Source organism: Microbacterium gorillae (genome assembly GCF_050990725.1).
In the GTDB taxonomy this organism is placed as follows: domain Bacteria; phylum Actinomycetota; class Actinomycetes; order Actinomycetales; family Microbacteriaceae; genus Microbacterium; species Microbacterium gorillae_A.
The window spans coordinates 3,269,925-3,294,677 of sequence record NZ_CP158844.1; the positions used below are offsets into that span (position 1 = coordinate 3,269,925).

Below are 24,753 nucleotides of genomic sequence, written 5' to 3' on the forward strand. Positions count from 1 at the left end.
CATCGTGCGCTCAGCCGCCGATGACCTCCGACACCAAAGGGACGCCGGGACGGTAGGCCAGGTGGATGCGACTCGGCGCGTTGAGCACCGCGAGGTCACCGCGCGCGCCCACACGCAGCACCCCGACATCGTCACGATGCAGCGCCCGGGCGCCACCCGCGGTCGCGGCCCACACCGCCTCGTCGGGACTCATCCCCATCTCCCGCACGGCGAGCGCCACCATCAACGGCATGGACGTCGTGAAGCTCGTGCCCGGGTTGCAGTCGCTGGCCAGCGCGACGACCACGCCGGCATCCAGCAGTCGCCGCGCGGACGGGTAGGGGTGCTTCGTGGAGAACTCCACGCCGGGCAGGAGGGTGGCCACGGTGTCGGAGCCCGACAGTGCGTCGACATCGGAGTCGCTGAGGTACGTGCAGTGGTCCACGCTCGCCGCACCGACCTCCACCGCCAGCTGAACTCCTGCCCCCTCGCCGAGCTGATTGCCGTGCACGCGCGGGAGCAGGCCTACCGCGATCCCCGCTTGCAGCACGGTGCGCGACTCATCGGGATCGAAGGCTCCCCGCTCGCAGAAGACATCGATCCATCGGGCGAACGGACGCACCGCGGCGAGCATTGCGCCCGCCACGAGCGCCACATAGGCGGCGCGGTCCTCGGCGTACTCGGCCGGCACCACGTGGGCACCGAGGAACGTGACCTCAGAGGTGACCTCGGCGGCGATGCGCGCGAGGCGGGTCTCCGTCTCGACGTCCAGGCCATAACCGGTCTTCACCTCCTGTGTCGTGGTTCCCTGCGCACGGCTCTCGGCCCGCAGCGACCGCAGGCGTGCCCGCAGTTCACCGTCGGTCGCGGCGCGCGTCGCGGCCACTGTCGTTCGTATGCCTCCCGCGGCATACGGCGTTCCGGTCATGCGCGCCGCAAACTCTGCGGCGCGGTCTCCCGCGAACACCGTATGGCTGTGACTGTCGACGAAACCCGGGATGACCGCCGCCCCGTCGACATCGCGCACACTGTCAGCCGCGGGCGCGGAGGTTGCGGGTCCGATCCACGCCACGCGACCGTCGTCGATCACGACGGCCGCATCGTGCAACGTGCCGAGGGCGTCCGCGCCGACATCGGGATCGTTGGTGGTCAGCTCCCCGATGCCGGTGATGAGCAGCGATGTCATTCTGCGTCCAGCATCGGAATGGTGAGCCCGCGCTCGCGCGCCACGTCGGCGGCGTGCTCGTACCCCGCGTCCACGTGACGCATGACGCCGGTACCGGGATCGTTGGTGAGCACGCGCTCGATCTTCTCCGCGGCCAGCACGGTGCCGTCGGCGACCGTCACCTGACCCGCGTGGATCGAGCGTCCGATGCCGACGCCGCCGCCGTGATGCAGCGAAACCCACGACGCACCGGAGGCCGTGTTGAGCAGGGCGTTCAGCAGCGGCCAGTCGGCGATCGCGTCCGATCCGTCCTTCATGGACTCGGTCTCCCGGTACGGGCTCGCCACGGAACCGGAGTCGAGGTGGTCACGCCCGATGACGATCGGTCCAGACAGTTCGCCGGATGCCACCATCTCGTTGAACTTCAGCCCGGCCAGGTGGCGCTCCTTGTAGCCCAGCCAGCAGATGCGCGCCGGCAGGCCCTCGAAGTGCACCTTCTCCCCCGCCTGGCGCAGCCAGCGCTGCAGATGAGCGTCCTCAGGGAACAGTTTCGCGACCGCGCGGTCGGTCTTGGCGATGTCCTCCGGGTCACCCGACAGCGCCACCCAGCGGAACGGGCCCTTGCCCTCTTCGAACAGCGGACGGATGTAGGCCGGAACGAATCCCGGGAAGGCGAAAGCGCGGTCATAACCGCCGAGCTCGGCTTCGCGACGGATCGAGTTGCCGTAGTCGAAGACGGCAGCACCCGCGTCTTGGAACTCCACCATGGCCTTCACGTGTGCGGCCATCGACTCCCGCGATCGCCGCGTGAAATCCTCTGGATCTGCCTCGGCCTGCGCCTTCCAGTCCGCGGTGCTGACGCCGATCGGGAGGTACGCCAGCGGGTCGTGCGCGCTGGTCTGGTCGGTGACGATGTCGATCGGCACCCCGCGGCGCAGCAGCTCGGGGAAGACCTCCGCGGCGTTGCCGACGACGCCGACAGACAGCGCCTCGCCGGCTTCCTTGGCCGCGACCACTCGGTCGACGGCGGCGTCCAGATCGGCGGTGTACTCGTCGAGATAGCCGTGCTCCACGCGGCGAGCCAGGCGCGTCTCGTCGACGTCGACGATGAGAACCGCGCCGCCATTGAGCGTCACAGCGAGCGGCTGTGCTCCGCCCATGCCGCCGGCGCCACCGGTGAGGGTGAGAGTGCCGGAGAGCGAGTCGCGCCCGAGCGACGCGGCGACCGCGGCGAAGGTCTCATACGTCCCCTGCAGGATGCCCTGCGTTCCGATGTAGATCCAGGACCCGGCAGTCATCTGCCCGTACATCGTGAGGCCCAGCGACTCCAGACGGCGGAACTCGGGCCAGGTGGCCCAGTCCCCCACGAGATTGGAGTTGGCGATCAGCACGCGTGGTGCCCACTCGTGGGTGCGGAAGACACCCACGGGCTTGCCGGACTGCACCAGCAGCGTCTCATCGGCGTCCATCTCGTCCAGCGTGCGGACGATGGCGTCGAATGCCGCCCAGCTGCGGGCCGCGCGACCGGTGCCGCCGTAGACGACCAGGTCCTCGGGGTGCTCAGCGACCTCAGGATCGAGGTTGTTCATCAGCATGCGCTTGGCGGCCTCGGCACCCCAGGACTTCGCGGTGCGCTCGGCTCCGCGCGCGGCGCGGACAGTGCGGGGTTCGTGCGTCGACATCGACAGCTCCTTCGTGTGGATCCGGTGTGCGGATCAGATCGTGGTGGTGTGTTCGCGCACGATGCGCGCGAACGACCCGTCCTGGACCATCGTGGTGACGGCCTCGATATCGGGCGAGACGAAGTGGTCAGGGCCGGGGCCAGCCACACTCGTGCGCACCAGGTCGCGTGCGGCGCCGGTGGCAGCACCGGGCTGCAGCGGTGCACGCAGGTCGAGAGCCCGCGATCCGGTGATCAGCTCCACGGCGAGCACCCGGCCCAGCCCATCGATCGCTCGGCGGAGTTTGCGAGCGGCGGACCAGCCCATCGACACGTGATCCTCCTGCATCGCCGACGACGGAATCGAGTCGACCGACGCCGGGACGGCGAGGCGCTTCAGCTCCGACACGATGCCGGCGGCCGCATACTGCGCGATCATCAGTCCGGAGTCCACGCCGACCTCGTGCGCGAGGAACGGCGGCAGATCGCGGTTGCGGGCGACGTCGAGGGCCCGATCGGTGCGGCGCTCGGAGATGGATGCGAGATCCGCAACGGCGATCGCGAGGAAGTCCAGCACGTACGCTACGGGGGCGCCGTGGAAGTTCCCGCTCGACTCCAGCCGGCCGTCCCCGGTGAGGATCGGGTTGTCGACGACACTCGCCAGCTCGCGGTCGGCGATCAGGCGGGCATGGGCCGCCGTGTCGCGGCCGGCGCCATGCACCTGTGGCGAGCACCGCAGCGAGTACGCGTCCTGCACGCGGCCATCCTCTGGCCCCGCGTGGCTGGCGACGATCGGCGAGTCCGCGAGGATCGCGCTCATCCGGGCGGCGGACGCCGCCTGACCCAGCTGCGGGCGCAGGGCCATCAGGTCCGGATCGAACACACGCGCGGTACCGAGCTGTGACTCCACCGACATCGCCGCAGCGAGGTCCGCCGTGTCGAAGAGGTCCTCGAGGTCGGCCAGCGCGAGCGAGAGCATGCCCAGCATGCCGTCCGTGCCGTTGACGAGGGCCAGCCCCTCCTTCTCGCGGAGCACGATCGGCTCGATTCCCGCGGCCCGCAGCGCATCGGCGGAATCCTGCTCCACACCGTCGACGCGGACGCGCCCCTCGCCCATGGCCGCCAGCGCGACGTGCGACAGCGGTGCGAGATCCCCGGAGCAGCCGAGCGAACCGTACTCGCGGACGATCGGAGTGATGCGGGCGTTCAGCATCGCGGCATACGTGTCAACCACCTCGGGACGAACACCCGTGTGACCGGAGGCGAGGGTGCGCAGCCGCAGCAGCTGCAGCGCGCGCACCACCTCCTCCTCCACCTCAGCGCCGGTACCTGCCGCGTGGGAGCGGATGAGCGAGGCCTGCAGCTGAAGCCGACGGTCCGGAGTGATGAAGGTCGTGGCCAGCGCCCCGAATCCGGTGGAGACGCCGTAGTGCGGGTGGGGGTCGTCCGCGAGCGCATCGATGCGGGCACGCGATGCGGCGACCGCGGCGCGCGCCTCGGCGGTCACCTCGACCGGCGCGTGATGGCGGGCGACCGCGACCACCTCTTCGATGGAGAGGGGGTGCAGGCCGACGAGGACGGGGGCGGAAGTGCTCATGGATCCGATTCCACACCGCCGACTCCCGCAGGAACAGGCGGCTCGTGGATATGCTGTCTGGCATGCCAGACAAGCCCCGGGTACCAGCCGCGGATCAGACGCTGCGCATCCTCGCGCTGCTCGGTCGCTCGCGTGGACCGGTGGCGGCGAGTTCGATCGCCACCACGCTGGGGCTGCCGCGCTCCAGCGTCTATCACCTGCTCGCGACGATGCAGGAGCACGGCTTCGTGGTGCACCTGCCCGAACAGCGCCGGTGGGGACTCGGCACAGCGGCGGCGGAGCTGGCCGGCGGATTCAACCGTCAGCAGCCTCTCGCGCGGCTCGGCGGCCCGGTGGCGGCCGCGCTGGCCGACCGCACCGGCGAGAGCACGCACATCGCGATGCTCACCGGGCGCGACGTGATCTACATCGTCGAGGAGCGCGCCCCTCGCCGCCCGGCACTCGTCACGGACGTGGGTGTGCGCCTGCCCGCTCATCTGACCGCGACGGGTCGGGCGATGCTGGCCGGCGTCGGTGCCGCGCAGTTGCGGGCCCTGTATCCGGATGCGGCGTCATTCAGCACGAGGACCGAGCGGGGACCTCGATCTCCACGGGAGCTGCGAGACCTGCTGCGTGAGGTGCGCCGGGTCGGATATGCCTTCGAGGACGGCGAGGTGACCCTCGGGATGCGATCCGTGGCGGTCGCGGTGCGTGATCACACCGGTTGGCCGATCGCCGCGGTCGCCGTGACCTGGGCGGACGATGCCGAACACGACGCGGACGCCATGGTCGCCGCCGTGCAGGATGGGGCGGAGCGGCTGGCTCGCCGCATCGGCTGACGGAGCTTAGACTTCCATCCATCTGCGCCAACGCGCCGGAAAGGGGACGACATGACCGATCCGCAGCAGCCCACCTGGCCCGCGCCACAGCCCGATGTACCGCAACAGCAGGTGCCGCACCAGGGCCAGCAGCCGTCCTGGCCGACACCGGGATCGTCGGGCCAGCACACCGGCTCCCCCTCCGTGCCGCAGGCCTCCCCCGCCGTGCCGCAGGCCTCGCCCGCCGCACCGGCCTACACCGGTGGTCCGCAGACACCTCCCGGCACGCCCCAGGGATACCCCACAGCGCAGAGCTACCCCGGCGCGCCGCAGGTTCACGCGGCCCAGCCGATCCAGCCGTGGCCCGCGGCCCAGAACGCAACCGCCGGACCAGCACTCACCGGAAACACACCCTGGGCCTGGCTGATCGGGGCTCTGGCCTTCGTCCAGATCCTCGCGTACCTCGTGGTCGACTGGCAGGCCGTGATCGAGCTCAACCTCGCCCTGGTCGCGGTCAGCTTCGGGGGAATCTCACCCGCGGCGATGTCGACCTACGTCGGCGCTGTCGTTCCGAGCCTCGTGCTCGCCTCAGTGATCGCCCTCCTCTGTTACGCCGCCAGCGTGGTGTTCGCGTTCCTCGATCAGCGCGCTCTCACTCGAATGGGAGTCGTGAAGGCGTTCCCGTGGGGCTGGAACTTCCTGGCTCAGCCGCTGGTCTACGTGATCGGCCGCACCGTCGTGCTGAGTCGGAACGGTCGGCGAGCGATGGGACCGCTGTGGCTGGCGATCGGCGGCACTGTTGCGTCGTGGGTCATTTCGACAGTGGTGACGTTCTCAAGCTTCTACAACATGGGATGACTCTTCGGGCACATGATTCCCACACCGCCCGGCCCGAGCACGGGGCACTCACGAATCCGTATCCGCTTCCACGGAGTGCACAGCACCGCCGGTGAGCCGCACGAGTTCGTCGAACGTGAGCGGGAACACCGCGTGGGCGGTGCCGCCGGCCGCCCACAGCTGGCCGTAGCGGGACAGTGATTCATCGATGATCGTGCGCAGCCCCGCGGGATGTCCGGTGGGCGAGACGCCGCCGACCCGCTGCCCCGTCGCCTCCAGCACCTGATCCGCGCTGGCGCGACGGATGCGCTGCACCCCGATACGACGTGCCAGTGCGGCCGTGTCGACACGGTGTGCACCCGAGGTCATGACCAGAAGCGGCTCGTCGTCGGCGACGAACACGAGGCTGTTGGCGATGGCACCCACCTCGACTCCCAGAGCCTCCGCCGCGAGCGCAGCCGTCGCTGCCGAATCGGGCAGGGTCACGATCTGGGCCTCGATGCCAGCCGCAGCGAGACCGGCCGCGACGCGGCGGGTGCGTTCCTCGTCCTCGGGAGAGTGATCGTTCACGGGTGATTCCCTTCGTTCCGGTATGACATCGTAGGCAGGCCACGGCGTCCCTCTTCCAGCCGATCCAGCAGTGAGCCCAGCTCAGCGTGCAGGCGACGAGCGCCTTCGGGCGTCAGCTCCAGGAGGTCAACGTCCGTCGTGACAGCCACCCATGGTTGCGCCTCTCCGACCTGCTGCACCGCGATCACCGCCATCTCGGTCGGCTCGACCACACGGCTAACCTCCCCTGATGGCAGGACCTGTCGGCGCTGCACCAGCTCAGTCCACCACGCCGCGGTTGACTGGTGGCGGCGATCGTCGGGCAATTCTTGACCACCATGGTCGCCACTACACCAGACGGGGCACCACTCCGCGAGCCAGGCGGGTCGTTCAGTATGCATGCGGGACTCCCTCCGATCTGGCGGGGCACACGCCGTTTCTCGGATTACATCACCCGCTTCAGACATTCACGCCGATCTCCCGCACAGCACGACGTGGACGCGATGCAGGGCCGCGAGAGACTAGCACGCCGAGTTTGCCATATGAAGGAGGCTGTATAGGAGAGGTCTCCCGCCGAGTGTGGAGGGGTGGCGAAACAACGACCGAGTGGCGAGTGGACGCAGTTCGCGCGCGAACTCGGCGCCAACATCCATCGCCTGCGCATCGACCGCGGCTTCACCCAGGAACAGGTCGCATACTCCGCCGGAATGACCCGCTACACCTTCCAGAAGTTCGAGAAGGGCGAGTCCATGCCGGGCAGCCCCGCCAACCCCTCGCTGCGCAACGTCATGGCCATCGCGCAAGTGCTCGGCGTCACGCTGGACGAGCTCGTCCCCACGCCGTGGCCCGATCTCCGCGCCGGCGGCATCTGATTCGACACTCTGCCGCTAGGGTGTGTCGGATCAATGGGGCGAGGTGTGTTGGGAGTGCTGAAGGCGTGTCGCGTTTTCCGTTGCTGTCGGATACCCCGTGAGTGTTGATCGAGTCGATGCTGCCGCGTCCGACGGGTCGGAAGGGTAGGCCGTTCTCGGATGCGGGGACGATTCTCGGCGGGCTCATTTGCCGTGTCGGTGCGGGATAGCGTGGCGTGATCTGTCGGAGATTCTCGGTCCATGGCAGACGGTGCGAACGTGGCATCACCGCATGGCGACCGACGGAACGTGGGACCAAGTGGTCGCGGAGCTGACCGGAGCGGCGGCCGCGGCAGGTCAGAGCGATTGGTCCCCCTCCGTGGACTCCACCACCACTCGGGTGCATCAGCTGTGGGCGAAGGATCTCGGCTCACCATCGAGTCTGCCCCGACGTCTGGAAACACCTGATTCGATCAGGTACCGACAACTCGCAGGCCCCTGGTCACTGACAAGCGAGAGAGACGACTAAGGGCTCGCGAGTCCTGTCAGGAAGGCAAGTGCGACCTGGGCTGAGGTGCTCAGCGCGAAGCCCACAATGCTGGTCAGGGCGGTGGCGACCGCGGCTCCAGCAATGACTGAGGAACGGGGGCTTGATCCTCCGCGCGTAGTTTTTACCACCGCAACAACGCCCAAAACTAGACCCAGAAACAGGAGCGGAAGGAAGACGCACGTCATAATGAGCGTGAAGGCCGACGGATTTCCCGTCGTCGCGTGCGCAATCATCTCCCGAGCGACACGTGGTCCGACGACGAGCGTCGTCCAGTGCATCACCGTTCCTACGAGAGACGCAACGAGTGCCACACTCGGGAGCGTTGCGACTGTTGCTTGCTCTTGGCTCTTCATGTCAAATTCCTTAGCTAGTTCTCCCGGAGTGTGTATCCCGCCTTCACTGAGGCGGGATACACACCGGACTACTCGTCATCGATCGTGAAGTACGCGAATCCGGCTTCGTACAGGCAGTCGTTGCTCTGAAGGTCACTTGCATCGAATGGCATCCTGTCCTTCGACCAATCTTCAGCAAGTTGGTTGGCACTGTAGGAGGCATCTACCACACCCACCTGCTGAAGGCAGCTGATGGCTGTTTCGTACGGGTTCTCGGTCAACTTGGCTCCCGCCTGCTGCGCTCGGAAGAGCGCTTGCACGGTTGCCGACTCCGCTCCGCAACGCGCTGTGGCCTCGTTGAGTTTCTCGGTGTCGCCCACGTCGCGATATGGCATTTCTACATACACGCCGTGCGACGTCGTCCGGAACTGAGGATCGAATCCAGCGTCGATGACGCATTGGACGTAGCGCTCATGCAGCGCCTCGTAGTCACTGTGCTGGATGGACCCCGTTGCCAAAGCCGTGCGCAAGGTCGGGATCTCTGCCGCGGACGGATTCGATAGTGTCAGCGCATCAGCCGCCATCGACGAGATGGTCGTCGCAGTGAGATTCTGCGCATTGGCTGCAGTTGCGCCCACCAATCCAATGGCGGCTGCGATGACGCAGGTCAGCGAAGCGGCGATGCTTCGGTTTCTCGTGTTCATGTGCTTCTCCTTTCTAGCCGAGGTTCTTGCATCGCCACGTGCCGGAGTAAGTCCCGATCTTCCGCAATGTGACCGCGGAATTATCGCCAGTTGCGACGGTGCCGGTGCCGCCATATGCGACGTCTGATCCCAGCGTCACCTCGCCGCGATAGCGCCACGCGACGGGCGTGCCACCTGGTTCGGCTTGACATTGAGTCACAACCGCATAGGAGATGAACGGCGACACCGTCGGGTAGATCGTGTAACCGTCTCCAATTGTGCCGGCGTCTGCGCCGGCGAAAGCAGCGGTCGATGTCCCTACGACGCCGGTCAGGACGAGCGCTCCTATTGCAAGGTATCCGCCAATCTTCTTTGATTTCTTCATGATACTTCCCTTCCCTTTCCTTTCCTTTCCTTCGCGGACGGTTTGTACGTGGGAGGCTATTCCCCTCACCGTCGATTGTCAAGGGTCGTTCGAGTAAACTCGGGCGACATGTCATTGTTTGGATTAGCGTTGGTGCGACCGGCTATAAATCCCAGAGCAAATGGCTGTTCATGAGAAACGAGAACCAGCGCGGCGCGCGCGGACATTACTTATTACCAAACCAGAACAGAAGTGAGAAGGTGCATATTTCACAATGCCTATACCGAGGTGTTTTTTGAGTCGCCCAGGGTGCTCCGTGATCCCCCGCCAGCGTGAGAGATTTCTCATGCTGGCATAACGCGCCAAGATCCGTGCGCCCGCGGAGGAGCAATTTGAACTCACCCTGGCCGTGTTTGTGAGGCGGATCACTCATGCCGGCTCAGGGAGTGGACCGAGGGCGATGGTGTGGCGTCTATTCCGTCTCCGCACGAGCCGAAGAAGCCGCAGGCTTCTGGTGGAATCGGGAAGATCAGGCAGACAGCGACATCCAGGCCATGGAGCTCTCTTTCACCTCCCGATACAACATGCTCCGTCAACATTTGATGGCACCATGTAGTCCCGGCGTAGAGCATCGACGTCAGCCTTTGCGCTGAGGGCGGTGATGCCACGTTCGCGCCGTCTGCCATGGACCGAGAATCTCCGGCAGATCACGCCACGCTATCCCGCACCGACACGGCAAATGAGCCCGCCGAGAATCGTCCCCGCATCCGAGAACGGTCTACCCTTCCGACCCGTCGGACGCGGCAGCATCGACTCGATCAACACTCACGGGGTATCCGACAGCAACGGAAAACGCGACACACCTTCAGCACTCCCAACACACCCCGCCCCATTTGATCCGACACACCCTAGCTCGTACCCGCGAGCGGTGCGCGCAGCGCCGCCACCACTGCCTCCGGATCGGCGACCGCGAAGTAGTGTCCACCACCGGGGATCTCGCGAAGCACGGCATCACGCAACTGCGACCTCCCCCATCGCGCCACATTCACAGGCACATTCCCGTCGGCCGTGCCGTGCAGCAGATCCACCCGCTGCTGGACCTGTGTGAGCGGGAAGGGACGCGAGTACTGACGGAGGTCATCGACGGCGGCCCGCGACCCCTGCTTCGCCGCGGCGCGGCCGTCCGGTGCCGTCATCGCCCGCGCGCGGGGATCGGCCATGATCGCTTGATCCGCGGCCGGCCACGCGGACAGGTTCGCCTCACGCGTGGACGCGAAGGGACCCCGCCCATCCAGCATCATGACTGCCAGTGGTGGCAGCACACGGGCGACCCGGTACAGAGCCGAGACGATGGGGATGCGCCCGCGCAGCGCGCGCCGCGGCGCACCGGGGATCATGCCGCAGGCGAGCACGACGCGGTCGATCCGATCGGGATGCGCGAGTGCCAGTGCGAGCGAGTATCCGGCGCCGCCGGAGAAGCCGAGCGCGACCGCCCGCGAGATCCCGAGCACGTCCAGCAGCGCGATCGCGTCGTCCGAACCGGTACCGAAGCCGCGCCGGGGCTCCGGGGACGTGTCTCCAAACCCCGGACGATCCGGGCAGATGATGCGCACGTTCGCTCGGAGGGCAGCCTGCTCCAGGGCGAGCAGCTGGTAGCGCGACCCGGGCGAGCCGTGCGCGGCGATCACCGGTGTCCCGGTGGGATCCCCCAGTTCGCAGTACGCGATCGACCGCGCACCACGAGTGAGCCTGTGGGTGGCCGGCAACGACACCTCCAGATCCTCCGTCATGCCCGCCCTCCCGCAACTCGCTGTGCGATGCCGTCCAGCAGCAGGTCCAATCCGATTCGGAATCGGCGCTCGGGATCGTGATGGAGGTCGAAGACGGACGCCGTGCGCCGCGACGCGGGAATCTCGTCCAGCTCATCATCGCCACGACCGAGCCGGATGGCGACGTGGCCGGTGACGAAGTCGTGCACGGCGGCGTAGGCGTACACCGCCTCCTCCTCATCGAGTCCGGCATCGCGCAGCGACGCGACGATCCGGTGAGCCACATCATCTGCATCGGGAGTGTCCAGCGATGCGCGTCGATGCGCCTCCAGCACCAGCGGGTGGCGCATGAGCAGGTCGCGCAGCCCGAGCGCAAACATCTCGAGCCGTGGCCGCCAATCGGGATCGGTCCAGTCGAGCGCGGCAACGGCCTCATCGACGACGCGCGCAATCAGCCGATGCCGGAGCGCATCGATTCCCCCGCTGGCCCGATGAACCGCCATGGCTGACACCCCGAGACGATCGGCGAGCGCCCGGAAGGTGACGGCCTCGAGGCCGGCTTCATCGGCCAGCTCTGTCGCTGCCTCGATCATCGCGTCCTGGTCGACGGCGGCAGGCCGACCCGCCCGCTTGGGTGTATCCGCTACCATGCGCTCCACAATATCGTTACGCGTATCGAAATAGAAGCCCCGCATCGACGATGATCGCGGTGCCCCGATTCGAGGAGCCCCATGTCCACGCCATCTTCGCTCGAGCCGGCGACGTCCCGTCGCCGGCTCGCACTCTGGAGCCTCGCCGTCATCGTGCTGTCCGGGGCTTCACTCGAAGGGTTCATCATTCCCGTCCTCCCCCGACTGCAGCAGGACTTCGCGGTGACGGCGGCCGTCGGAGCGCTGGCGACGGTCGTCCCGACGGTGGTGACGGTGATCGTCACACCGATCGCGGGGACACTGGCCGATGTCCACGGAGCGGAACGCGTGTTGCGCTGGCTTGTCGCCATCACTGCCGGTGGTGGCCTGCTCAGCGCGCTCGCTCCCGAGTTCTGGCTGTTCATCGTCGGCCAGGCGCTGCAGGGCTTTGCGCTGGGCATCATCCCCGTGGGTTTCGTGATCATCCGTCGCCTGCTGCCCGCGGATGCCGTCCGCACGGCCTCCGGAATCCTCGTCGCCATGAGCGTGGCGGGCGCCGGCATCGGCGTGCTGCTGGCCGGCCCCATCCTGGAGGCGAGCTCGCGAGCGATCCTCTACGGCGTGCCCACGGGCCTGGTGGCCGTCGGCGCCCTCGGCTTCTTCGTCGCGCGTGGGCGCATCGCTCGTGAGGCCCACGCCGCCACTCGTCTCGACTGGCTCGGCGCTGGATTGCTTTCGACCGCCCTGCTGCTGCTGGTGATAGCGTTGGCGAGTTCGTCCGCCAGTGGATGGCTCTCACTCGCCACCCTCGCGCTGCTCGCACTCACCATCACGACGGGAGTGGCGTGGGTGCGCGTGGAGGGCCGCGCACGAACACCGATGATCGATCTCACGACCCTCCGCTCGCGAGGGGTCGGCGGTGCCGTGCTGGTCGGGGTCGCGATCGGCGCGAGCTATGCGCCGATGGTCTTCCTGGTGCCACAGCTGATCGCCCAACCCGCATCGTCGGGATTCGGCTGGGCGGCCTCGCCGAGCCAGACCAGCATCATGCTGGCCGTCGCGTACGGCGCCGGGATCGTCGCCTCGCTGGTGGCCGGACCGCTCTCACGCCCGTTCGGAATCCGAAGCTCGGCGATCGTCGCCCTGCTCGTGCTGGCGATCGGCGCCCTGATCGGCATCGCCACTCCGACGCCCGCGAGCCTCGTGATCTCGTTGATCCTCGCGGGGATCGGGGCGGGCGCCGGGTCCACGCTCGTGTTCGCCTCCGCCGCGGCCGGCGCGCCAGTGGACAAGGTGGGAGTCTCCACGGCACTGATCACGATCTCCCGCGCCATCGGAGGAGCACTCGCCACGCAGGTGGTGGCCGGCGTGATCTCCACCGGTGCGTCGTTCGTCGATTTCCAGGCCGCCTTCCTCATCGCCGCAGCGGTCTCCACCGCGGGAGCGATCGCGGCGGCGTTGCTCTTCACGCGCGGCACACCCCGGGCGGCACTCCCGCATGTCATCCCCGAACAGTGAGTGGCAGGATCACACGAGCCGCAGTGGCGCCGTCGCGATCGCGCGCCGCAGTGCGTCAACGTGGCGCCGTCGTGCGGCGCTCGCCCCCACCACCAGCGACAGGATCCACCGCTCCGACAGATCCGTGATCGGCAGAGTCACGCACCCGGGCGACTGCACCCCCTCGGGAATCAGCGCCACGCCGAGCCCCGCCGCTACATACTCCGGAATGCTCGGCATCGCCTCGATCTCGGCGACGACGCGACGGGAGAGTCCGCGCTGCGCCAGCACGCGATCGATCTGCACTCGGTTGCCGTAGCCGGGCAGCACGTCCACCCACGGCTGCCCCGCCAGGGTGGCGAGGTCCACCTCGTCGGCTTCCGCGAGCGCGTGCCCCTCCGGCACCAGCGCCACATACGGCACCTGCGCGAGCTCGTGTGCCATCAGCCCTGCGGGCGGCGGCACCGTGGTGAAGGCGAGGTCCAGCCGCCCCTGCAGCACGTCATCGACGAGTCCGGTCGACCCCGACGGCGAAGCGGTCAGATGCACATCGACCAGGGGGAAGTCCCGCCGGAACTGCCCGAGCACCCGCGGCAGATCCATCAGCGGCATCGCCGTGAACGTCCCCATCGAGACGCGACCACGAATACCCGCTGTGGATTCTGACGCGGCCTCGCGCATGCCCGCCCACTCGTCGACGATCGACCGCGCCGAGACGAGGAGATCCTCTCCCGCTGGAGTGAGGCTGATGCTGCGCGTGGTGCGCTCCAACAGCGCCACGCCGAGCTCCTGCTCGAGACTGCGCAGCCCGGCGGAGACGGTTGACTGCGCAGCGTAGAGGCGCTGGGCGGCTCGGGTGACATTGCGCTCGTCGGCGACGACGACGAAGTACTCCAGCAGGCGAATATCCATGGTCGATTCTATCGATCACGTCGATTGATGTCATCCAATCTATCCGTTGGACACGATCAATGAACGGATCGACCATGGAGTCATGTCCACGATCTCCCTCGAGCAGCGCCGCCTGCTCGCCCCGGGTACCGCCTTCTGGGTGGTGGCCGCTTCCTTCCTTCTGATGATGGCTTTCGCGACGGTGCCCACTCCGCTGTATGCGCTCTACCAGCAGCGCGACGGCTTCCAGACCTTCACCGTCACACTGATCTTCGCCGCCTACGCGGTGGGCGTCATCGTCGCCCTGAGCTTCGGCGGCCACATCAGCGACTGGGTCGGTCGGCGCCGGATGCTGGTGATCGCCGCTCTGATCGAAGCTCTCTCCAGCATCATCTTCCTGCTGCCCGGCGCGGTTCCCACGCTGCTGGTGGCCCGCTTCGTCTCCGGTCTCGCCGTCGGACTCCTCACTGCCGCCGCGACCGCGGGCCTCAGCGAGCTGCGCATCCACCACTCGGGTCACGTCGGTATCGCGGCAACCGTCGCGACGGTCGCCAACCTCGGCGGGCTCGCGCTCGGCCCGCTCATCGGCGGAATCTTCGCCGAGTGGGCTCCCTGGCCCCTCGTCACGCCGTACGCGGTCTTTCTGGCCGGGCTCATCGGCGCCGCGATCCTGCTCACGCGAATTCCGGAGACCGTCACGACCGTTCCGCTGCGCGCCAGCTATCGACGCCAGCGCGTCGCGGTCCCGCGTGAGCGCCGCTCCGCGTTCCTCCTCGCCGGTGCGGCGGCCTTCGCCGCCTTCGCGATCACGGGCTTCTTCGGATCGGTGTCCCCCGCCTTTCTGGCCCAGATCGGCAACGTGCACGACCACCTCGCCGTCGGCGCCACAGCCTTCGCGGTGTTCGGGGCGGCAGCGATCGCCCAGCTGATCTCCGGAAGGCTGTCTCCGCGCCACCAGATCGTCGCCGGCGCGACGACTGTCCTTCTGGGCATGACGATGTTCGCCGCTTCCGCGCTGACCGCCTCGATCGCGCTGTTCATCGTCGGCGGAGTCGTCGCGGGCTTCGGCGTCGGATTCCTGTTCCGCAGCGCCCTGATGACGGGCGCTTCGCTCGGCGATGCAGCACATCGCGGTGAGGTGCTCGCGGGCGTGTTCCTGATGGCCTACGCGGGCATGACCGTTCCTCCGGTACTCATCGGACTCGCCCTGCTGTGGCTGCCGATGATCCCGGTGCTGCTGGTGTTCGCCACCGCCACCGTGGTGCTGTCCACCGCTGCCGCAGCCGGGCTCGCGCGGGTGGTGCGAACGCTCTGAGCAGCGTGCGGCGCGGACGCGGGAGGCGACGCCTGCGTCAGCCCTGGCGCGCGTCCCCCAACACGTGTTGCGCATGTGTGCGAACCACCAGCCAGGGCGAGTCCAACGCGGCCTCGGCGATCGGAATCTCCTCCGCCGTCACCGCGCAGTACCCGACTCCGGGCTCGAGTTCCTCCTCGAATGCGTCTTCCAGGTCCGGATGCTCACGCAGCACCTGCTCCAACGGGGCGTAATCGAGGAGACGGTGCGCGCCGCGGTCGCGGAACGACCGGAACGGATCGCCGATCCCCCGCGTCACGACCTCGACGGGCAGCTCGGCGACCCGAGCAATGATCAGATCGGATCGGCCCAGGCGCGCGAGCGCCGACGCCGCCCAGGCCCGGGAGTTCACCGGTCGCTTCCTACGACGCATGAGCTCATCCAGTGCGCTGACCGCATCGGCGTCATCCACGTTGATCTCGGCGAGAAGACGCGCGGCCGTGACATCTCCGTTGCCGAACACCTCGCCACGGACGACGCGCACCAGGGCCGGAACGGCGGCTACACCACAGGCGACCAGCAGTTGCTCGTGCTCTCCGATGAGTGGACCCTGATACCGGGGTGCCACGGCTTCGGGAAGCAGCTCCGCCACGCGCTCGTCGACCGGCAACGCGGACAGTCGTCCACGTTCCTGTTCGGCGGCGTCGTACTCCGGGAAGTGGGCGAGAACCTGCGTCTTGGTGAGACTCAGCGGGATCAGCTCACCGCCCTCGTCGTCGGCGATCGCGATGAAGTCCTCCGTGACGACCCCGTCCGCCAGCAGCTGCTTTCGAGCGGCCTTCGCCGCGCGGGGGAAGCACCGGAGGAAGCGTTCGTAGAGCCGCCCCCACCTCTCGAATCCGGGCCCCGCCTCCGCCTGCAGCACGTCGGCGAGCGCCTGATCATCGTCATCCGGGTCGAACCCGTGCTCCAGATCGGGCCCCGACCAGCGCAGCGACGCCACCAGGTCATCGGACTCTCCGTGCCGATCCGCGTACTCGGCGACGACCCCTGCGAGCGATTCCTCGGTACCCACCGTGACCATCGGCCACGCGATCGTCGACCCGTCGCCGTAGAACTCGTGGAACATCGCACCGTAGACCGTGTGATCGGGATGACGCTCGCGAACCGTGCGCACTGCCCGAACGAGCTGAGCGGCGGCCGCCGCCTCGATCGCCTTTCCATCCATCGCTGTGGCGTCCTCTCGCGCGGGGTCGGTGCCATGCTATCGACCGCGGCCGACGCCCGAGCCAATCGATGCCAACGGGACTCAGATCACTGACAGGGACCCACTACACACTGAGTGTATAGTCGCTCACGTGGACACATCACAGGCATTCCTGGGGCTCATCGAGGCCCGGCCGGGATACGGCTATGAGCTGAAGCAGCGCTACGACGACTACTTCGGCGCGGAGCGCGCCCTCAAGTTCGGACAGGTGTACGCCATGCTCGCCCGCCTGGAGCGGGACGAGCTGATCGTCATGGACGGCGTCGAGGAGGGCGGCGGCCCCAACCGCAAGCGCTATCGCGGACTTCCGGCCGGCCGCGAGCGCGTGCTGCAGTGGCTCACCCAGCCCGATGAGGAGGTCACGGGACGCAGCAATCTCTTCGCGAAGGTCGTGGTCTCCCTCCTCCTCGATGAGGATGCGGTGCGATTGCTCGCCCTTCATCGGAGCACGCTGCTCAACGCGATGCGCCGCCTCACCCGCGCGAAGCAGGGCGCCGAGCTTCTGGACGTCCTCGCCTATGACCAGTCCCTCTTCCGAGTCGAGGCGGATCTCCGCTGGATCGACACGACCGAAGCCCGCCTGACCGATCTGAAGGAATCCCTGCGATGAGCACCATCACCACCTCGGAGTCCCGACCGCTGGCCATCACCGCGCGCGGGCTTCAGAAGCACTACGGAACGGCGCACGCCCTGCGCGGCGTGGATGTGGAGATCGCCCGCGGCGAGATCGTCGCCATCATGGGCCCCTCCGGATCCGGCAAGTCCACCCTGCTGCACTGCCTGGCCGGAGTGATCGCCCCCGACACGGGAGAGGTGCGCGTGGGCGACACCGTCGTCAGCGCGCTGGACGAAGCGGGCCGAGCGCGCTTCCGTCTCACGCGGCTCGGCTTCATGTTCCAGTTCGGTCAGCTCCTGCCGGAGCTGACCGCGGAAGACAACGTCGCGCTGCCGCTCATGTTGGCCGGCATGAAGCGCAAGCTGGCGCTCGCACGAGCACACGAATGGCTCGGCCGCCTGGAGCTGGACACGTTCGCGAAGCGGCTGCCGGCGGAGCTGTCCGGTGGACAGGCGCAGCGTGTCGCCCTGTCCCGCGCACTGGTCACGAACCCCGAGGTGCTGTTCGCCGACGAGCCCACGGGAGCCCTCGACTCGCTCACCGCGGAGAAGGTCATGCAGACCCTCACCGAGGTCGTCCGCACGACCAGCACCACCCTTATCCTCGTCACGCACGATGGTCGCGTCGCCTCCTACAGCGATCGCGAGATCTTCATCCGCGACGGTCTCGTCCTCGACCCGGCGAGTGCCCGTTGATCGGGGCGATGCGGCTGCTGACCTTCGGCAGTCGCGGAATCTGGGGCAGGCTGGCGGCGATCGCGGCCGGTGTGGCGGCGGGCGTCCTGGTCGTGTTGATGCTGATCGCCGGCGCGGGCGCGATGGAAGCTCGCGACCTGCGCGGTGCGTGGCTGCATCCCTCCGGTACAGCGGTCTCCGCTCCGTCGGCGGATGAGACGGTCGTGGCGACGGGGACCGACATCTTCCAGGGACACCGCATCAGTCGGATGGATGCGTCGGTTCCCGACTCGGGGATCCCCCTTCCCGGAATCAGCGCGCCACCCGCGCCCGGCGACTACCTCGCCTCCCCCGCGCTGGTCGAGCTGATCACGGCGACCCCCGCCGACCGTCTCGGCGATCGCTACGGCACGTTCGCCGGCGAGATCCCGGCAGAGCTGCTGCCCAGCCCGGACACGCTCGCCGTCATCGTCGGCGCGACGCCGGAGTCGGTCGCGGTCATGCGCTCGGCGCTGGCCGTGACGCCCTTCGACGGTCAGACTTTCGGAGGCAACGAGAACTATCAGGCCCTCGCCGTCGTCGGCGCGATCGCCCTGCTGATGCCGGCGTTCCTGCTCGTGAGCGTGGCCACCTCCCTCGGCGCCGCCGCGCGCTCCGAGCGCAATCAGACCCTGCGGACCATCGGCGCCTCGGGACGATTCCTGGTGCGGACGGCCGCGGCGGAGGCGGGGCTCAGCGCCGCGATCGGCGCCGCCGTGGGTATCGCCCTGTTCTTCATCACGCGCCCCCTGCTGACGCTGCTGCGCGTGGCCGGCGAACGATTGACCCTCGAGGATCTCACCGTCGATATCGGCACCCTGGTCCTGGTGACTCTCGTCGTCATCGTCGGGTCGGTCTTCGCGGCGACCTGGTCGGCGCGGCGCTCGGGAGCACAGGCCACCACCACGCAGGCCGTGTTCGAGCGCGCCCCACGGTTCTGGCGCGTCGTGCCGTTCCTCGTCGGTCTGCTCGCGCTCATCGGGGTGCGCGTCGCGGGCTCCGCTCTCCCGATCCCGGCCACGATCGCCGTCATCGCCTGCTTCGCCGTCCTCGCGGTCGGCCTCGTCATCGCGGGGCCGTACATCACGTATCTCACGGGACGCGTGTATGCGGCGACGGCCACGAGCGGTGCCGGTGTCCTCGCCTCGCGACGGATCGTCCGCACTCCGGCCGCGGTGTTCCGCTCCGTCGCGGGCCTGGTCGCGGCGACATTCCTCGTGTCCCTGTTCGCCACCGCGGTCACCGCACGCGCCGACGCCGATTCCTTCGGCAGCGATGTGCTGCTCCCCTCCGACGCCGTCGCGGTGGAGTTCAACCCGGCCGCCGAGCATCCGGTCGATGAGGCGGTGCTCGTCGACGTACTCGCCGCGGCCCGGCAGGCTCCCGGGGTACGCGATGTGATCGTCGCCCACGGGAACGTTGACGGCACTTTCCTCACCTCTGATGAGGCCGCGCGGCTCGGGGCCGCCGCGATCCCGGACGGTCCTGTCCTCTCCGTCGTGGGCGGCATCTTCTCTCTCGCACCGGACACGGCTGCGCTGATGAGCACGGACCTCACGCACGTCACCGGCCTGCCGGTTGCCGCGGTGATCATCCGCACCGACGGCACACCTGCGGCGATCGAGCGAGTTCGAACGATCCTGCTCACCCTGCCCGACGTGGATCCGAGCGCCGGGGCCTGGACGCGCGGTGAGTTCGTCTCCAACGCCGATACGAATCTGGCCATCCAGTTCGCCGAGATCGGCCGTTTCGCCATCGTCATCGCGACGCTGCTCGCGGCGTCCGTGCTCGTCATGGCGACGATTGCCGCGCTGTACGACCGCCGTCGCACGCTCGCTCTGCTGCGCCTGATCGGGATGCCCACCACCACCCTGCGTGGACTGATCACGCGGGAGACTCTCGTGCCTCTCATCGGCGTCACGGCCATCGCTGCGGGCACCGGCTACCTCACGGCGTGGCTGCTGATCACGTCTCTCTCCGCAGATCGCACGGTCGGCTGGCCCGACCCGCTGATGCCGATCGCTCTCATCGCGACGGCAGTGATGGCGGCGTTCGCGATCTGGATCGCCTCGTTCGCCGGCCGTCGGCTGCTGCGGCGGGAGCAGGTCCGCTACGAGTGATCCAGGCAGGGTCAGGAGCGGAACGCCGTGCGGTAGGCGCCCGGCGTCACGCCGAGCAGCTGTCCGAACTGGGCGCGAAAGTTGCTCGTTGTCGAGAATCCGGTCTGCGCAGCGATCCGATCGACGGTGTAATCGGTCGTCTCGAGGAGTTCCTGGGCGTGACGGATGCGCACCCCGGACACCCACTGCATCGGACTCTGCCCGGTCTCGTCCTGAAATCTCCGCGTAAGCGTGCGCGTGCTCACGCGAGCAATCGACGCGATATCGGCGAGGGTCATCTCACGGTGCGCGTTGCGCTCGATCCATGCGAGGGTCTCACCCAGCGACGACGACATCCGCGGGGTCGGACGATTGCGGACGATGTACTGCGCCTGACCACCCGGACGATGCAGCGGAGCGACTGCCAAGCGCGCGGCATCCGCCGCCACCGCAGAGCCGTAGTCACGCTCGACGATGTGCAGACACAGGTCGATGCCGGACGCCGCACCGGCGGAGGTGAGAACGGTGCCGTCATCGACGTAGAGCACCTCCAGGTCGAGGTGCACCTGGGGGAAGCGGGATGTGAACGCATCCGCGGCGACCCAATGAGTCGTCGCCGGCCGATCATCGAGCAATCCAGCCTCCGCCAGGGTGAACGCCCCCACGCAGATCGATGCGATCCGGGTTCCGCGTGCTGACGCTTCCCGTAGAGCCGCGAGGACCACCGGCGGCGTGGGAACGGAGGGGTCATTCCTTCCCGGCACCACGATGAGGTCCGCCCGCTCCAGTGCGTCGAGGCCCTCATCAACGGCAATCGTCAACGCCCCTGCCTGCACCGTCTGCTGGTGGCCGGCCACGAGCAGACGGTAACCAGGCCTGCCATCGGGGAGGCGAACGCGGCGAAAGGTCTCGATCGGTGTGGCCATATCGAATGCAATCGCATCCGGAAGCGCCAGCACGAAAACCGTGTACATGCCGGAATCATAGCCTGAGCGACGGATGGCGAGAAACAGGAGATATATGACTAGATCGCCATGGCCCTGGTGGCCAGGACGCGGGAACCATGAGGAGCGACCCCCGAAAGGAGCCCTCATGCCTCGCCCTCGCACTCAGATCGCCCCGTTCGACGGATCCGGTCCGCGTGACGTCGTCGCCCCGCTCGAAACCCTCGCGCTGGACGTGAGGATCGCCGCGTGAGCGCGTTCCTCCTCTCCGTCCACGTGCTTGCGGCGATCCTCACGATCGGCCCGGTCGCGATCGCGGCGAGCATGTTCCCGCGGTTCGCGCGTATCGCCTTCGATGGGCCCCACGACTCGAAGAACGTCGCCGTGGTGCGCATCCTGCATCGGATCACTCGCGTCTACGCAGTGATCGGGGTGCTCGTCCCGGTGTTCGGAGTTGCGACAGGTGCGAGCATCGGGGTGCTGGGTGACGCATGGTTGATCGTGTCCATGATCCTCACCGCAGTTGCGGCCCTCCTGCTTGCCGGCGTCATCCTGCCGAATCAGACCCGTGTCGTGGGTCAGCTCGATGCACGAGAATCGGCCGTAGTCTCCCCGATCCGCAGGTTGGGAATGCTGACCGGCGTGTTCAATCTGCTCTGGGCGGTCGTGGTCGTGCTGATGATCTATCGCCCCGGATCGACCACCGGGGTCGGGCTGTGAGCCCCCGCCGGATTCTGCAGATCGTCGGGACCGTCGAACTCGCCACTCTGGTGCTGATGCTGCTGAACCTCGCCACCGTTCACGCGCGCGAGGTGTCGCAGATCCTCGGCCCCGTGCATGGCCTCGCGTACACCGCCACGGTCATCGCGGCGGTTCTCGTGCATGGTGGCTCTCGTCGCGTCTGGCTCCGGGCGCTGATCCCCGGTATCGGCGGCCTCCTCGCGTCGCGTGCCGCCCCCGATCGCCCCGAGGCCTGACGCGCGGAGCTGGAAATCGCATCTCCGACGGTCGTTGGGGATGCGATTTCCATCTTTCGACGCGCGAAACTAGTTCCCTGAGGCAACTATTCAGCGTAGGCTGTGGTCATGACCACATCGCCGACGCCGGAGACCGTGCTGCTGTCCTCGCTCACACGACTGATGGCGCAGTGGTCGTCGACTGCCGTGCACGCCGAGTTCGCGCGCATCGCGGGAGTCGACATCGACGCCGGTGACGTGCAGCCGATCTACCTGCTGGGCTTGGACGGCCCGAAGCGCGTCAGCGACCTGGCCGTCATGCTGCGGATCACCCGTCCCACGATGACCAAGCAGATCGCGCGCCTGGAAGCCGCCGGCTTCATCGCGCGTAGCGATGACCCGAGTGACGGCCGGGCCGTCATCGTCTCACTCACCGACCGCGGCACCCGCGCGTTCGAAGCGCTGGTGGAGCAGGGTCTGGTCGCCGTGCACGCCGCACTGGGCGCGTGGCCGGACGCCGATCGACGACGGTTCGCCGACATGATGCACCGATTCACCGCCGGCCTCACCGGGCCGTCGGTTCATCCGAAAGAACACCGATCAGAGGAGATCTCATGACCCGTACCTACGTCATCACCGGTGCCGCGTCCGGCATCGGCGCCACCACCGCGCGGCTGCTGACCGAACGTGGCGAGCGCGTCATCGGCATCGACCTGCGCGGTACGGACGTCGACGCGGACCTCTCCACGCCCGCCGGGCGTCAGGAGGCCGCTGCGAAGGCCACGGAGCTTGCGGGCGGAACCATCGACGCCGTCATCGCGTGCGCCGGCATCTCGGCGCCGATCCCCGCGACCGTCGCCGTGAACTTCTTCGGCGTCACCGAGCTGCTGGAGGCACTGCTTCCCGCGCTCGCCGGCTCCGACGCGCCTCGCGCCGCCGTCGTGTCCTCTATGGCCTCGCTGCAGCCCAACTCCCCGGAGATCGTGGCCGCCGCACTGGCCGGCGACGAAGCCACCGCCCTCGCCGAGGCGGAGAAGCTCACCGCACAGGGTCCCGAGATCGGCTACCTCGTGTACCCGTCGTCGAAGCGCGCCCTCGCCCGCTGGGTGCGCCGCGAGTCCATCACGCCGGCCTGGGCCGGCGCCGGCATCCCGCTGAACGCCGTCGCACCCGGCACGGTCCTCACCCCGATGACCGCCGGGCTCCTCGCAACCCCCGAGGGCGCAGCGATGGTCGATGCTTCGGTGCCGATGCCCCTGAACAGCCACCAGCCGCCGGAGTCCGTGGCGAACCTGCTCATCTGGCTCACGAGCGTGGAGAACACCCACATGGCCGGCCAGGTCGTCTACGACGATGGCGGTGCCGACGCCACGCTCCGCGGCGACGACATCTGGAGCTGGGCCGACCAGCACTGACACCCGGGAACGAGGGAACCTTCGCCACCACGGAGGTTCCCCCGTTTCGCCGTGCACGCGTGGGACAGTGCCGACCGGATATGGCCCCGCAACACCGCGGAGGGGCGTGCATCGCTGATAACGTTCCCTACAGATCGGCGGCACCGTGGGCCGATGGGCAGGGACGAGTCGGAGGGCACGATATGGGCGAGAGGGCTCACCGTCCCACCATCAAGGAGGTCGCGCAGCGCGCGGGCGTGAGCCCGATGACGGTATCGCGCACCCTGTCCGGCGGCCTCAACGTCAAACCCGATGTGCAGGAGCGTGTGCTCGCTGCGGTCACCGAGCTCGGCTATCACCGCAACGAGAACGCCCGGAGCATCCGTCCGGGCCACTCCAGCGGACTCATCGGCGTCGCGATCACGAACATCGCCAACCCGTACTACAGCACCTTCGCCCTGGGGGTCGAAGAGGAGGCAGCGCTGGCCGGTCGGCGCATCCTGCTCGGCAACACCTCCGAAGACGTGGGTCGGGAGGTCGCGCTCGTGAACGACTTCCTCGGTCGCCGCGTCGATGGTCTCATCGTGGTGCCCGCGGGATCGGCATCCGAGCATCTCGCCCATTCACAGAACCAGGGCGTTCCGGTCGTTCTGGCCGCCCGACGCATCGACGCCCTCACCGCGGACAGCGTGGTCCTCACCGACGATGACGGTGCTCACCGTGGCACCATCGCCCTGATCGATCGCGGCCACACGCGGATCGGCTACCTCGGAAACGCCCTCTCGATCTTCACGGGCGAGCGTCGCCACGCTGGATTCCTGCGGGCGATGGAGGAACGCGGCCTCCATCCCGATCCACGCCTCATCGCCACGAACCAGCAGACCGTCGAGCAGGCGCGCGAGGCGATGCGTTCGCTGCTGCACGCCAAGAACCCGCCGACCGCGGTCTTCTGTGCCAACAACCGCAACGCCATCGGCGCGGTCAAGGAGATCCACCAACAGCTGCACACGGGGCTGCGCTCGGTCGGCGACTTCCCCGAGATCATGAGCTTCGACGACTTCGAGCTCGCTGAGCTCTCCCCCGTGCCGATCAGCGTCATCGATCACGATCCCCGTGAGCTCGGGCGCACAGCGGCACGCCTGCTCCTCGACCGCCTCGAGGGCGCTCATCGCGATGCCTCGCCGCGCGCGATCGAGCTGCCGGTGTCGCTGCGCGTCGGCGTGCGCTGAGCGCCCCTGCTCACATCGGGACACCACCGACGCGGAGCTTCCCGTCGACCGACGACGCTCCCGCGCCCTCTCCCGGGCGCAATGACACACC

25 protein-coding genes and 2 pseudogenes are annotated in these 24,753 nt (G+C 68.1%); 14 read left to right on the forward strand and 13 right to left on the reverse strand.

Going from position 1 to position 24,753, the window contains the following annotated elements:
- Positions 1–10 precede the first annotated feature (10 nt).
- The 3 genes from hutI to hutH are packed head-to-tail and all read right to left on the reverse strand — an operon-like array spanning position 11 to position 4,401.
- Complete coding sequence (gene hutI, locus ABTV68_RS15095; RefSeq protein ID WP_433674527.1) at positions 11–1,165, reverse strand: imidazolonepropionase; 1,155 nt, start codon at positions 1,163–1,165, stop codon at positions 11–13.
- The gene (gene hutU / locus ABTV68_RS15100; protein WP_433674528.1) at positions 1,162–2,826 is read right to left on the reverse strand and encodes a urocanate hydratase; all 1,665 of its coding nucleotides are present in this window, start codon (positions 2,824–2,826) and stop codon (positions 1,162–1,164) included. Before hutU ends, hutI begins: the two co-directional genes overlap by 4 nt.
- Positions 2,827–2,859: 33 nt before the next feature.
- Positions 2,860–4,401: a histidine ammonia-lyase gene (gene hutH, locus ABTV68_RS15105; RefSeq protein ID WP_433674529.1), complete on the reverse strand. Its 1,542-nt coding sequence runs from the start codon at positions 4,399–4,401 to the stop codon at positions 2,860–2,862.
- Between the two features lie 62 nt (positions 4,402–4,463).
- Between hutH and ABTV68_RS15110 the strand changes: the two genes are divergently transcribed.
- The gene (locus tag ABTV68_RS15110; protein ID WP_433674530.1) at positions 4,464–5,219 is read left to right on the forward strand and encodes an IclR family transcriptional regulator; all 756 of its coding nucleotides are present in this window, start codon (positions 4,464–4,466) and stop codon (positions 5,217–5,219) included.
- Between the two features lie 51 nt (positions 5,220–5,270).
- A complete protein-coding gene (locus ABTV68_RS15115; RefSeq protein WP_433674531.1) occupies positions 5,271–6,056 on the forward strand; it encodes a hypothetical protein in 786 nt (261 codons plus the stop codon).
- A gap of 48 nt (positions 6,057–6,104) precedes the next feature.
- Here the strand turns inward: ABTV68_RS15115 and ABTV68_RS15120 are convergent, their stop codons facing one another.
- Together ABTV68_RS15120 and ABTV68_RS15125 are read right to left on the reverse strand one after the other, a co-directional pair.
- Entirely contained in the window at positions 6,105–6,605 is a 501-nt protein-coding gene (locus ABTV68_RS15120) for a YbaK/EbsC family protein (RefSeq protein ID WP_433674532.1), read from the reverse strand.
- The gene (locus ABTV68_RS15125) at positions 6,602–7,051 is read right to left on the reverse strand and encodes a DUF6907 domain-containing protein (protein ID WP_433674533.1); all 450 of its coding nucleotides are present in this window, start codon (positions 7,049–7,051) and stop codon (positions 6,602–6,604) included. Before ABTV68_RS15125 ends, ABTV68_RS15120 begins: the two co-directional genes overlap by 4 nt.
- 120 nt (positions 7,052–7,171) lie before the next feature.
- On the opposite strand from ABTV68_RS15125, the gene ABTV68_RS15130 reads away from it, so the two are divergent.
- Both ABTV68_RS15130 and ABTV68_RS15135 read left to right on the forward strand, forming a co-directional pair.
- Positions 7,172–7,456, forward strand: coding sequence for a helix-turn-helix domain-containing protein (locus ABTV68_RS15130; RefSeq protein ID WP_433674534.1), 285 nt, complete (start codon positions 7,172–7,174; stop codon positions 7,454–7,456).
- Between the two features lie 116 nt (positions 7,457–7,572).
- Positions 7,573–7,844, forward strand: a pseudogene (locus ABTV68_RS15135) (transposase); the annotation flags it as partial.
- 562 nt (positions 7,845–8,406) lie between these two features.
- Here ABTV68_RS15135 and ABTV68_RS15140 read toward each other — a convergent pair.
- From ABTV68_RS15140 to ABTV68_RS15160, 5 genes and pseudogenes are all read right to left on the reverse strand, one after another.
- Positions 8,407–9,021, reverse strand: a complete 615-nt coding sequence (locus ABTV68_RS15140) for a hypothetical protein (protein ID WP_433674535.1) — start codon at positions 9,019–9,021, stop codon at positions 8,407–8,409.
- Between the two features lie 13 nt (positions 9,022–9,034).
- Positions 9,035–9,385, reverse strand: coding sequence for a hypothetical protein (locus tag ABTV68_RS15145; RefSeq protein WP_433674536.1), 351 nt, complete (start codon positions 9,383–9,385; stop codon positions 9,035–9,037).
- A gap of 619 nt (positions 9,386–10,004) precedes the next feature.
- Positions 10,005–10,174: pseudogene (locus ABTV68_RS15150) on the reverse strand (transposase); the annotation flags it as partial.
- A gap of 98 nt (positions 10,175–10,272) precedes the next feature.
- Complete coding sequence (locus ABTV68_RS15155; RefSeq protein ID WP_433674537.1) at positions 10,273–11,154, reverse strand: alpha/beta fold hydrolase; 882 nt, start codon at positions 11,152–11,154, stop codon at positions 10,273–10,275.
- Positions 11,151–11,783 carry a TetR/AcrR family transcriptional regulator C-terminal domain-containing protein gene (locus ABTV68_RS15160; RefSeq protein WP_433674538.1) on the reverse strand — a complete coding sequence of 211 codons (633 nt, stop codon included), beginning with the start codon at positions 11,781–11,783 and terminating at the stop codon, positions 11,151–11,153. The genes ABTV68_RS15155 and ABTV68_RS15160 overlap by 4 nt, the downstream gene beginning before the upstream one ends.
- Positions 11,784–11,864: 81 nt before the next feature.
- On the opposite strand from ABTV68_RS15160, the gene ABTV68_RS15165 reads away from it, so the two are divergent.
- The gene (locus ABTV68_RS15165; protein WP_433674539.1) at positions 11,865–13,280 is read left to right on the forward strand and encodes an MFS transporter; all 1,416 of its coding nucleotides are present in this window, start codon (positions 11,865–11,867) and stop codon (positions 13,278–13,280) included.
- Positions 13,281–13,289: 9 nt separating this feature from the next.
- On the opposite strand, the gene ABTV68_RS15170 is transcribed toward ABTV68_RS15165, so the two are convergent.
- Entirely contained in the window at positions 13,290–14,171 is an 882-nt protein-coding gene (locus ABTV68_RS15170) for a LysR family transcriptional regulator (protein WP_433674540.1), read from the reverse strand.
- Between the two features lie 82 nt (positions 14,172–14,253).
- Between ABTV68_RS15170 and ABTV68_RS15175 the strand changes: the two genes are divergently transcribed.
- Positions 14,254–15,465, forward strand: a complete 1,212-nt coding sequence (locus tag ABTV68_RS15175) for an MFS transporter (protein ID WP_433674541.1) — start codon at positions 14,254–14,256, stop codon at positions 15,463–15,465.
- 37 nt (positions 15,466–15,502) lie between these two features.
- On the opposite strand, the gene ABTV68_RS15180 is transcribed toward ABTV68_RS15175, so the two are convergent.
- The gene (locus tag ABTV68_RS15180) at positions 15,503–16,672 is read right to left on the reverse strand and encodes a DUF4303 domain-containing protein (protein ID WP_433674542.1); all 1,170 of its coding nucleotides are present in this window, start codon (positions 16,670–16,672) and stop codon (positions 15,503–15,505) included.
- A 130-nt stretch (positions 16,673–16,802) separates the two neighbouring features.
- Between ABTV68_RS15180 and ABTV68_RS15185 the strand changes: the two genes are divergently transcribed.
- Genes ABTV68_RS15185 through ABTV68_RS15195 form a run of 3 tightly spaced genes read left to right on the forward strand, consistent with a single transcriptional unit; the run spans position 16,803 to position 20,160 of the window.
- Positions 16,803–17,321: a PadR family transcriptional regulator gene (locus ABTV68_RS15185; protein WP_433674543.1), complete on the forward strand. Its 519-nt coding sequence runs from the start codon at positions 16,803–16,805 to the stop codon at positions 17,319–17,321.
- Positions 17,318–18,022 (forward strand): ABC transporter ATP-binding protein, encoded by a 705-nt coding sequence (locus tag ABTV68_RS15190; protein WP_433674544.1) that lies wholly within the window; start codon positions 17,318–17,320, stop codon positions 18,020–18,022. The genes ABTV68_RS15185 and ABTV68_RS15190 overlap by 4 nt, the downstream gene beginning before the upstream one ends.
- An 8-nt stretch (positions 18,023–18,030) precedes the next feature.
- Positions 18,031–20,160 (forward strand): FtsX-like permease family protein, encoded by a 2,130-nt coding sequence (locus ABTV68_RS15195; RefSeq protein ID WP_433674545.1) that lies wholly within the window; start codon positions 18,031–18,033, stop codon positions 20,158–20,160.
- 11 nt (positions 20,161–20,171) lie between these two features.
- Here ABTV68_RS15195 and ABTV68_RS15200 read toward each other — a convergent pair whose 3' ends face one another.
- Positions 20,172–21,113, reverse strand: coding sequence for a GlxA family transcriptional regulator (locus ABTV68_RS15200; RefSeq protein ID WP_433674546.1), 942 nt, complete (start codon positions 21,111–21,113; stop codon positions 20,172–20,174).
- 219 nt (positions 21,114–21,332) lie between these two features.
- On the opposite strand from ABTV68_RS15200, the gene ABTV68_RS15205 reads away from it, so the two are divergent.
- From ABTV68_RS15205 to ABTV68_RS15225, 5 genes are all read left to right on the forward strand, one after another.
- The gene (locus ABTV68_RS15205) at positions 21,333–21,803 is read left to right on the forward strand and encodes a hypothetical protein (protein ID WP_433674547.1); all 471 of its coding nucleotides are present in this window, start codon (positions 21,333–21,335) and stop codon (positions 21,801–21,803) included.
- Positions 21,800–22,060, forward strand: a complete 261-nt coding sequence (locus ABTV68_RS15210) for a hypothetical protein (protein ID WP_433674548.1) — start codon at positions 21,800–21,802, stop codon at positions 22,058–22,060. Before ABTV68_RS15205 ends, ABTV68_RS15210 begins: the two co-directional genes overlap by 4 nt.
- 108 nt (positions 22,061–22,168) lie before the next feature.
- Positions 22,169–22,657, forward strand: a complete 489-nt coding sequence (locus tag ABTV68_RS15215; RefSeq protein WP_433674549.1) for a MarR family winged helix-turn-helix transcriptional regulator — start codon at positions 22,169–22,171, stop codon at positions 22,655–22,657.
- Positions 22,654–23,454, forward strand: a complete 801-nt coding sequence (locus tag ABTV68_RS15220; protein ID WP_433674550.1) for an SDR family NAD(P)-dependent oxidoreductase — start codon at positions 22,654–22,656, stop codon at positions 23,452–23,454. Before ABTV68_RS15215 ends, ABTV68_RS15220 begins: the two co-directional genes overlap by 4 nt.
- A gap of 182 nt (positions 23,455–23,636) precedes the next feature.
- Entirely contained in the window at positions 23,637–24,662 is a 1,026-nt protein-coding gene (locus ABTV68_RS15225; RefSeq protein ID WP_433674551.1) for a LacI family DNA-binding transcriptional regulator, read from the forward strand.
- Positions 24,663–24,753 lie beyond the last annotated feature (91 nt).

Excerpts from the sequence above, each read along its gene's own strand:
- hutI (WP_433674527.1), bottom strand. The coding sequence starts at position 1,165 with ATGACATCGCTGCTCATCACCGGCATCGGGGAGCTGACCACCAACGAT.
- hutU (WP_433674528.1), bottom strand. The coding sequence starts at position 2,826 with ATGTCGACGCACGAACCCCGCACTGTCCGCGCCGCGCGCGGAGCCGAG.
- hutH (WP_433674529.1), bottom strand. The coding sequence starts at position 4,401 with ATGAGCACTTCCGCCCCCGTCCTCGTCGGCCTGCACCCCCTCTCCATC.
- ABTV68_RS15110 (WP_433674530.1), top strand. The coding sequence starts at position 4,464 with ATGCCAGACAAGCCCCGGGTACCAGCCGCGGATCAGACGCTGCGCATC.
- ABTV68_RS15115 (WP_433674531.1), top strand. The coding sequence starts at position 5,271 with ATGACCGATCCGCAGCAGCCCACCTGGCCCGCGCCACAGCCCGATGTA.
- ABTV68_RS15125 (WP_433674533.1), bottom strand. The coding sequence starts at position 7,051 with ATGTCTGAAGCGGGTGATGTAATCCGAGAAACGGCGTGTGCCCCGCCA.
- ABTV68_RS15140 (WP_433674535.1), bottom strand. The coding sequence starts at position 9,021 with ATGAACACGAGAAACCGAAGCATCGCCGCTTCGCTGACCTGCGTCATC.
- ABTV68_RS15145 (WP_433674536.1), bottom strand. The coding sequence starts at position 9,385 with ATGAAGAAATCAAAGAAGATTGGCGGATACCTTGCAATAGGAGCGCTC.
- ABTV68_RS15155 (WP_433674537.1), bottom strand. The coding sequence starts at position 11,154 with ATGACGGAGGATCTGGAGGTGTCGTTGCCGGCCACCCACAGGCTCACT.
- ABTV68_RS15160 (WP_433674538.1), bottom strand. The coding sequence starts at position 11,783 with ATGGTAGCGGATACACCCAAGCGGGCGGGTCGGCCTGCCGCCGTCGAC.
- ABTV68_RS15165 (WP_433674539.1), top strand. The coding sequence starts at position 11,865 with ATGTCCACGCCATCTTCGCTCGAGCCGGCGACGTCCCGTCGCCGGCTC.
- ABTV68_RS15170 (WP_433674540.1), bottom strand. The coding sequence starts at position 14,171 with ATGGATATTCGCCTGCTGGAGTACTTCGTCGTCGTCGCCGACGAGCGC.
- ABTV68_RS15175 (WP_433674541.1), top strand. The coding sequence starts at position 14,254 with ATGTCCACGATCTCCCTCGAGCAGCGCCGCCTGCTCGCCCCGGGTACC.
- ABTV68_RS15180 (WP_433674542.1), bottom strand. The coding sequence starts at position 16,672 with ATGGATGGAAAGGCGATCGAGGCGGCGGCCGCCGCTCAGCTCGTTCGG.
- ABTV68_RS15190 (WP_433674544.1), top strand. The coding sequence starts at position 17,318 with ATGAGCACCATCACCACCTCGGAGTCCCGACCGCTGGCCATCACCGCG.
- ABTV68_RS15195 (WP_433674545.1), top strand. The coding sequence starts at position 18,031 with ATGCGGCTGCTGACCTTCGGCAGTCGCGGAATCTGGGGCAGGCTGGCG.
- ABTV68_RS15200 (WP_433674546.1), bottom strand. The coding sequence starts at position 21,113 with ATGTACACGGTTTTCGTGCTGGCGCTTCCGGATGCGATTGCATTCGAT.
- ABTV68_RS15215 (WP_433674549.1), top strand. The coding sequence starts at position 22,169 with ATGACCACATCGCCGACGCCGGAGACCGTGCTGCTGTCCTCGCTCACA.
- ABTV68_RS15220 (WP_433674550.1), top strand. The coding sequence starts at position 22,654 with ATGACCCGTACCTACGTCATCACCGGTGCCGCGTCCGGCATCGGCGCC.
- ABTV68_RS15225 (WP_433674551.1), top strand. The coding sequence starts at position 23,637 with ATGGGCGAGAGGGCTCACCGTCCCACCATCAAGGAGGTCGCGCAGCGC.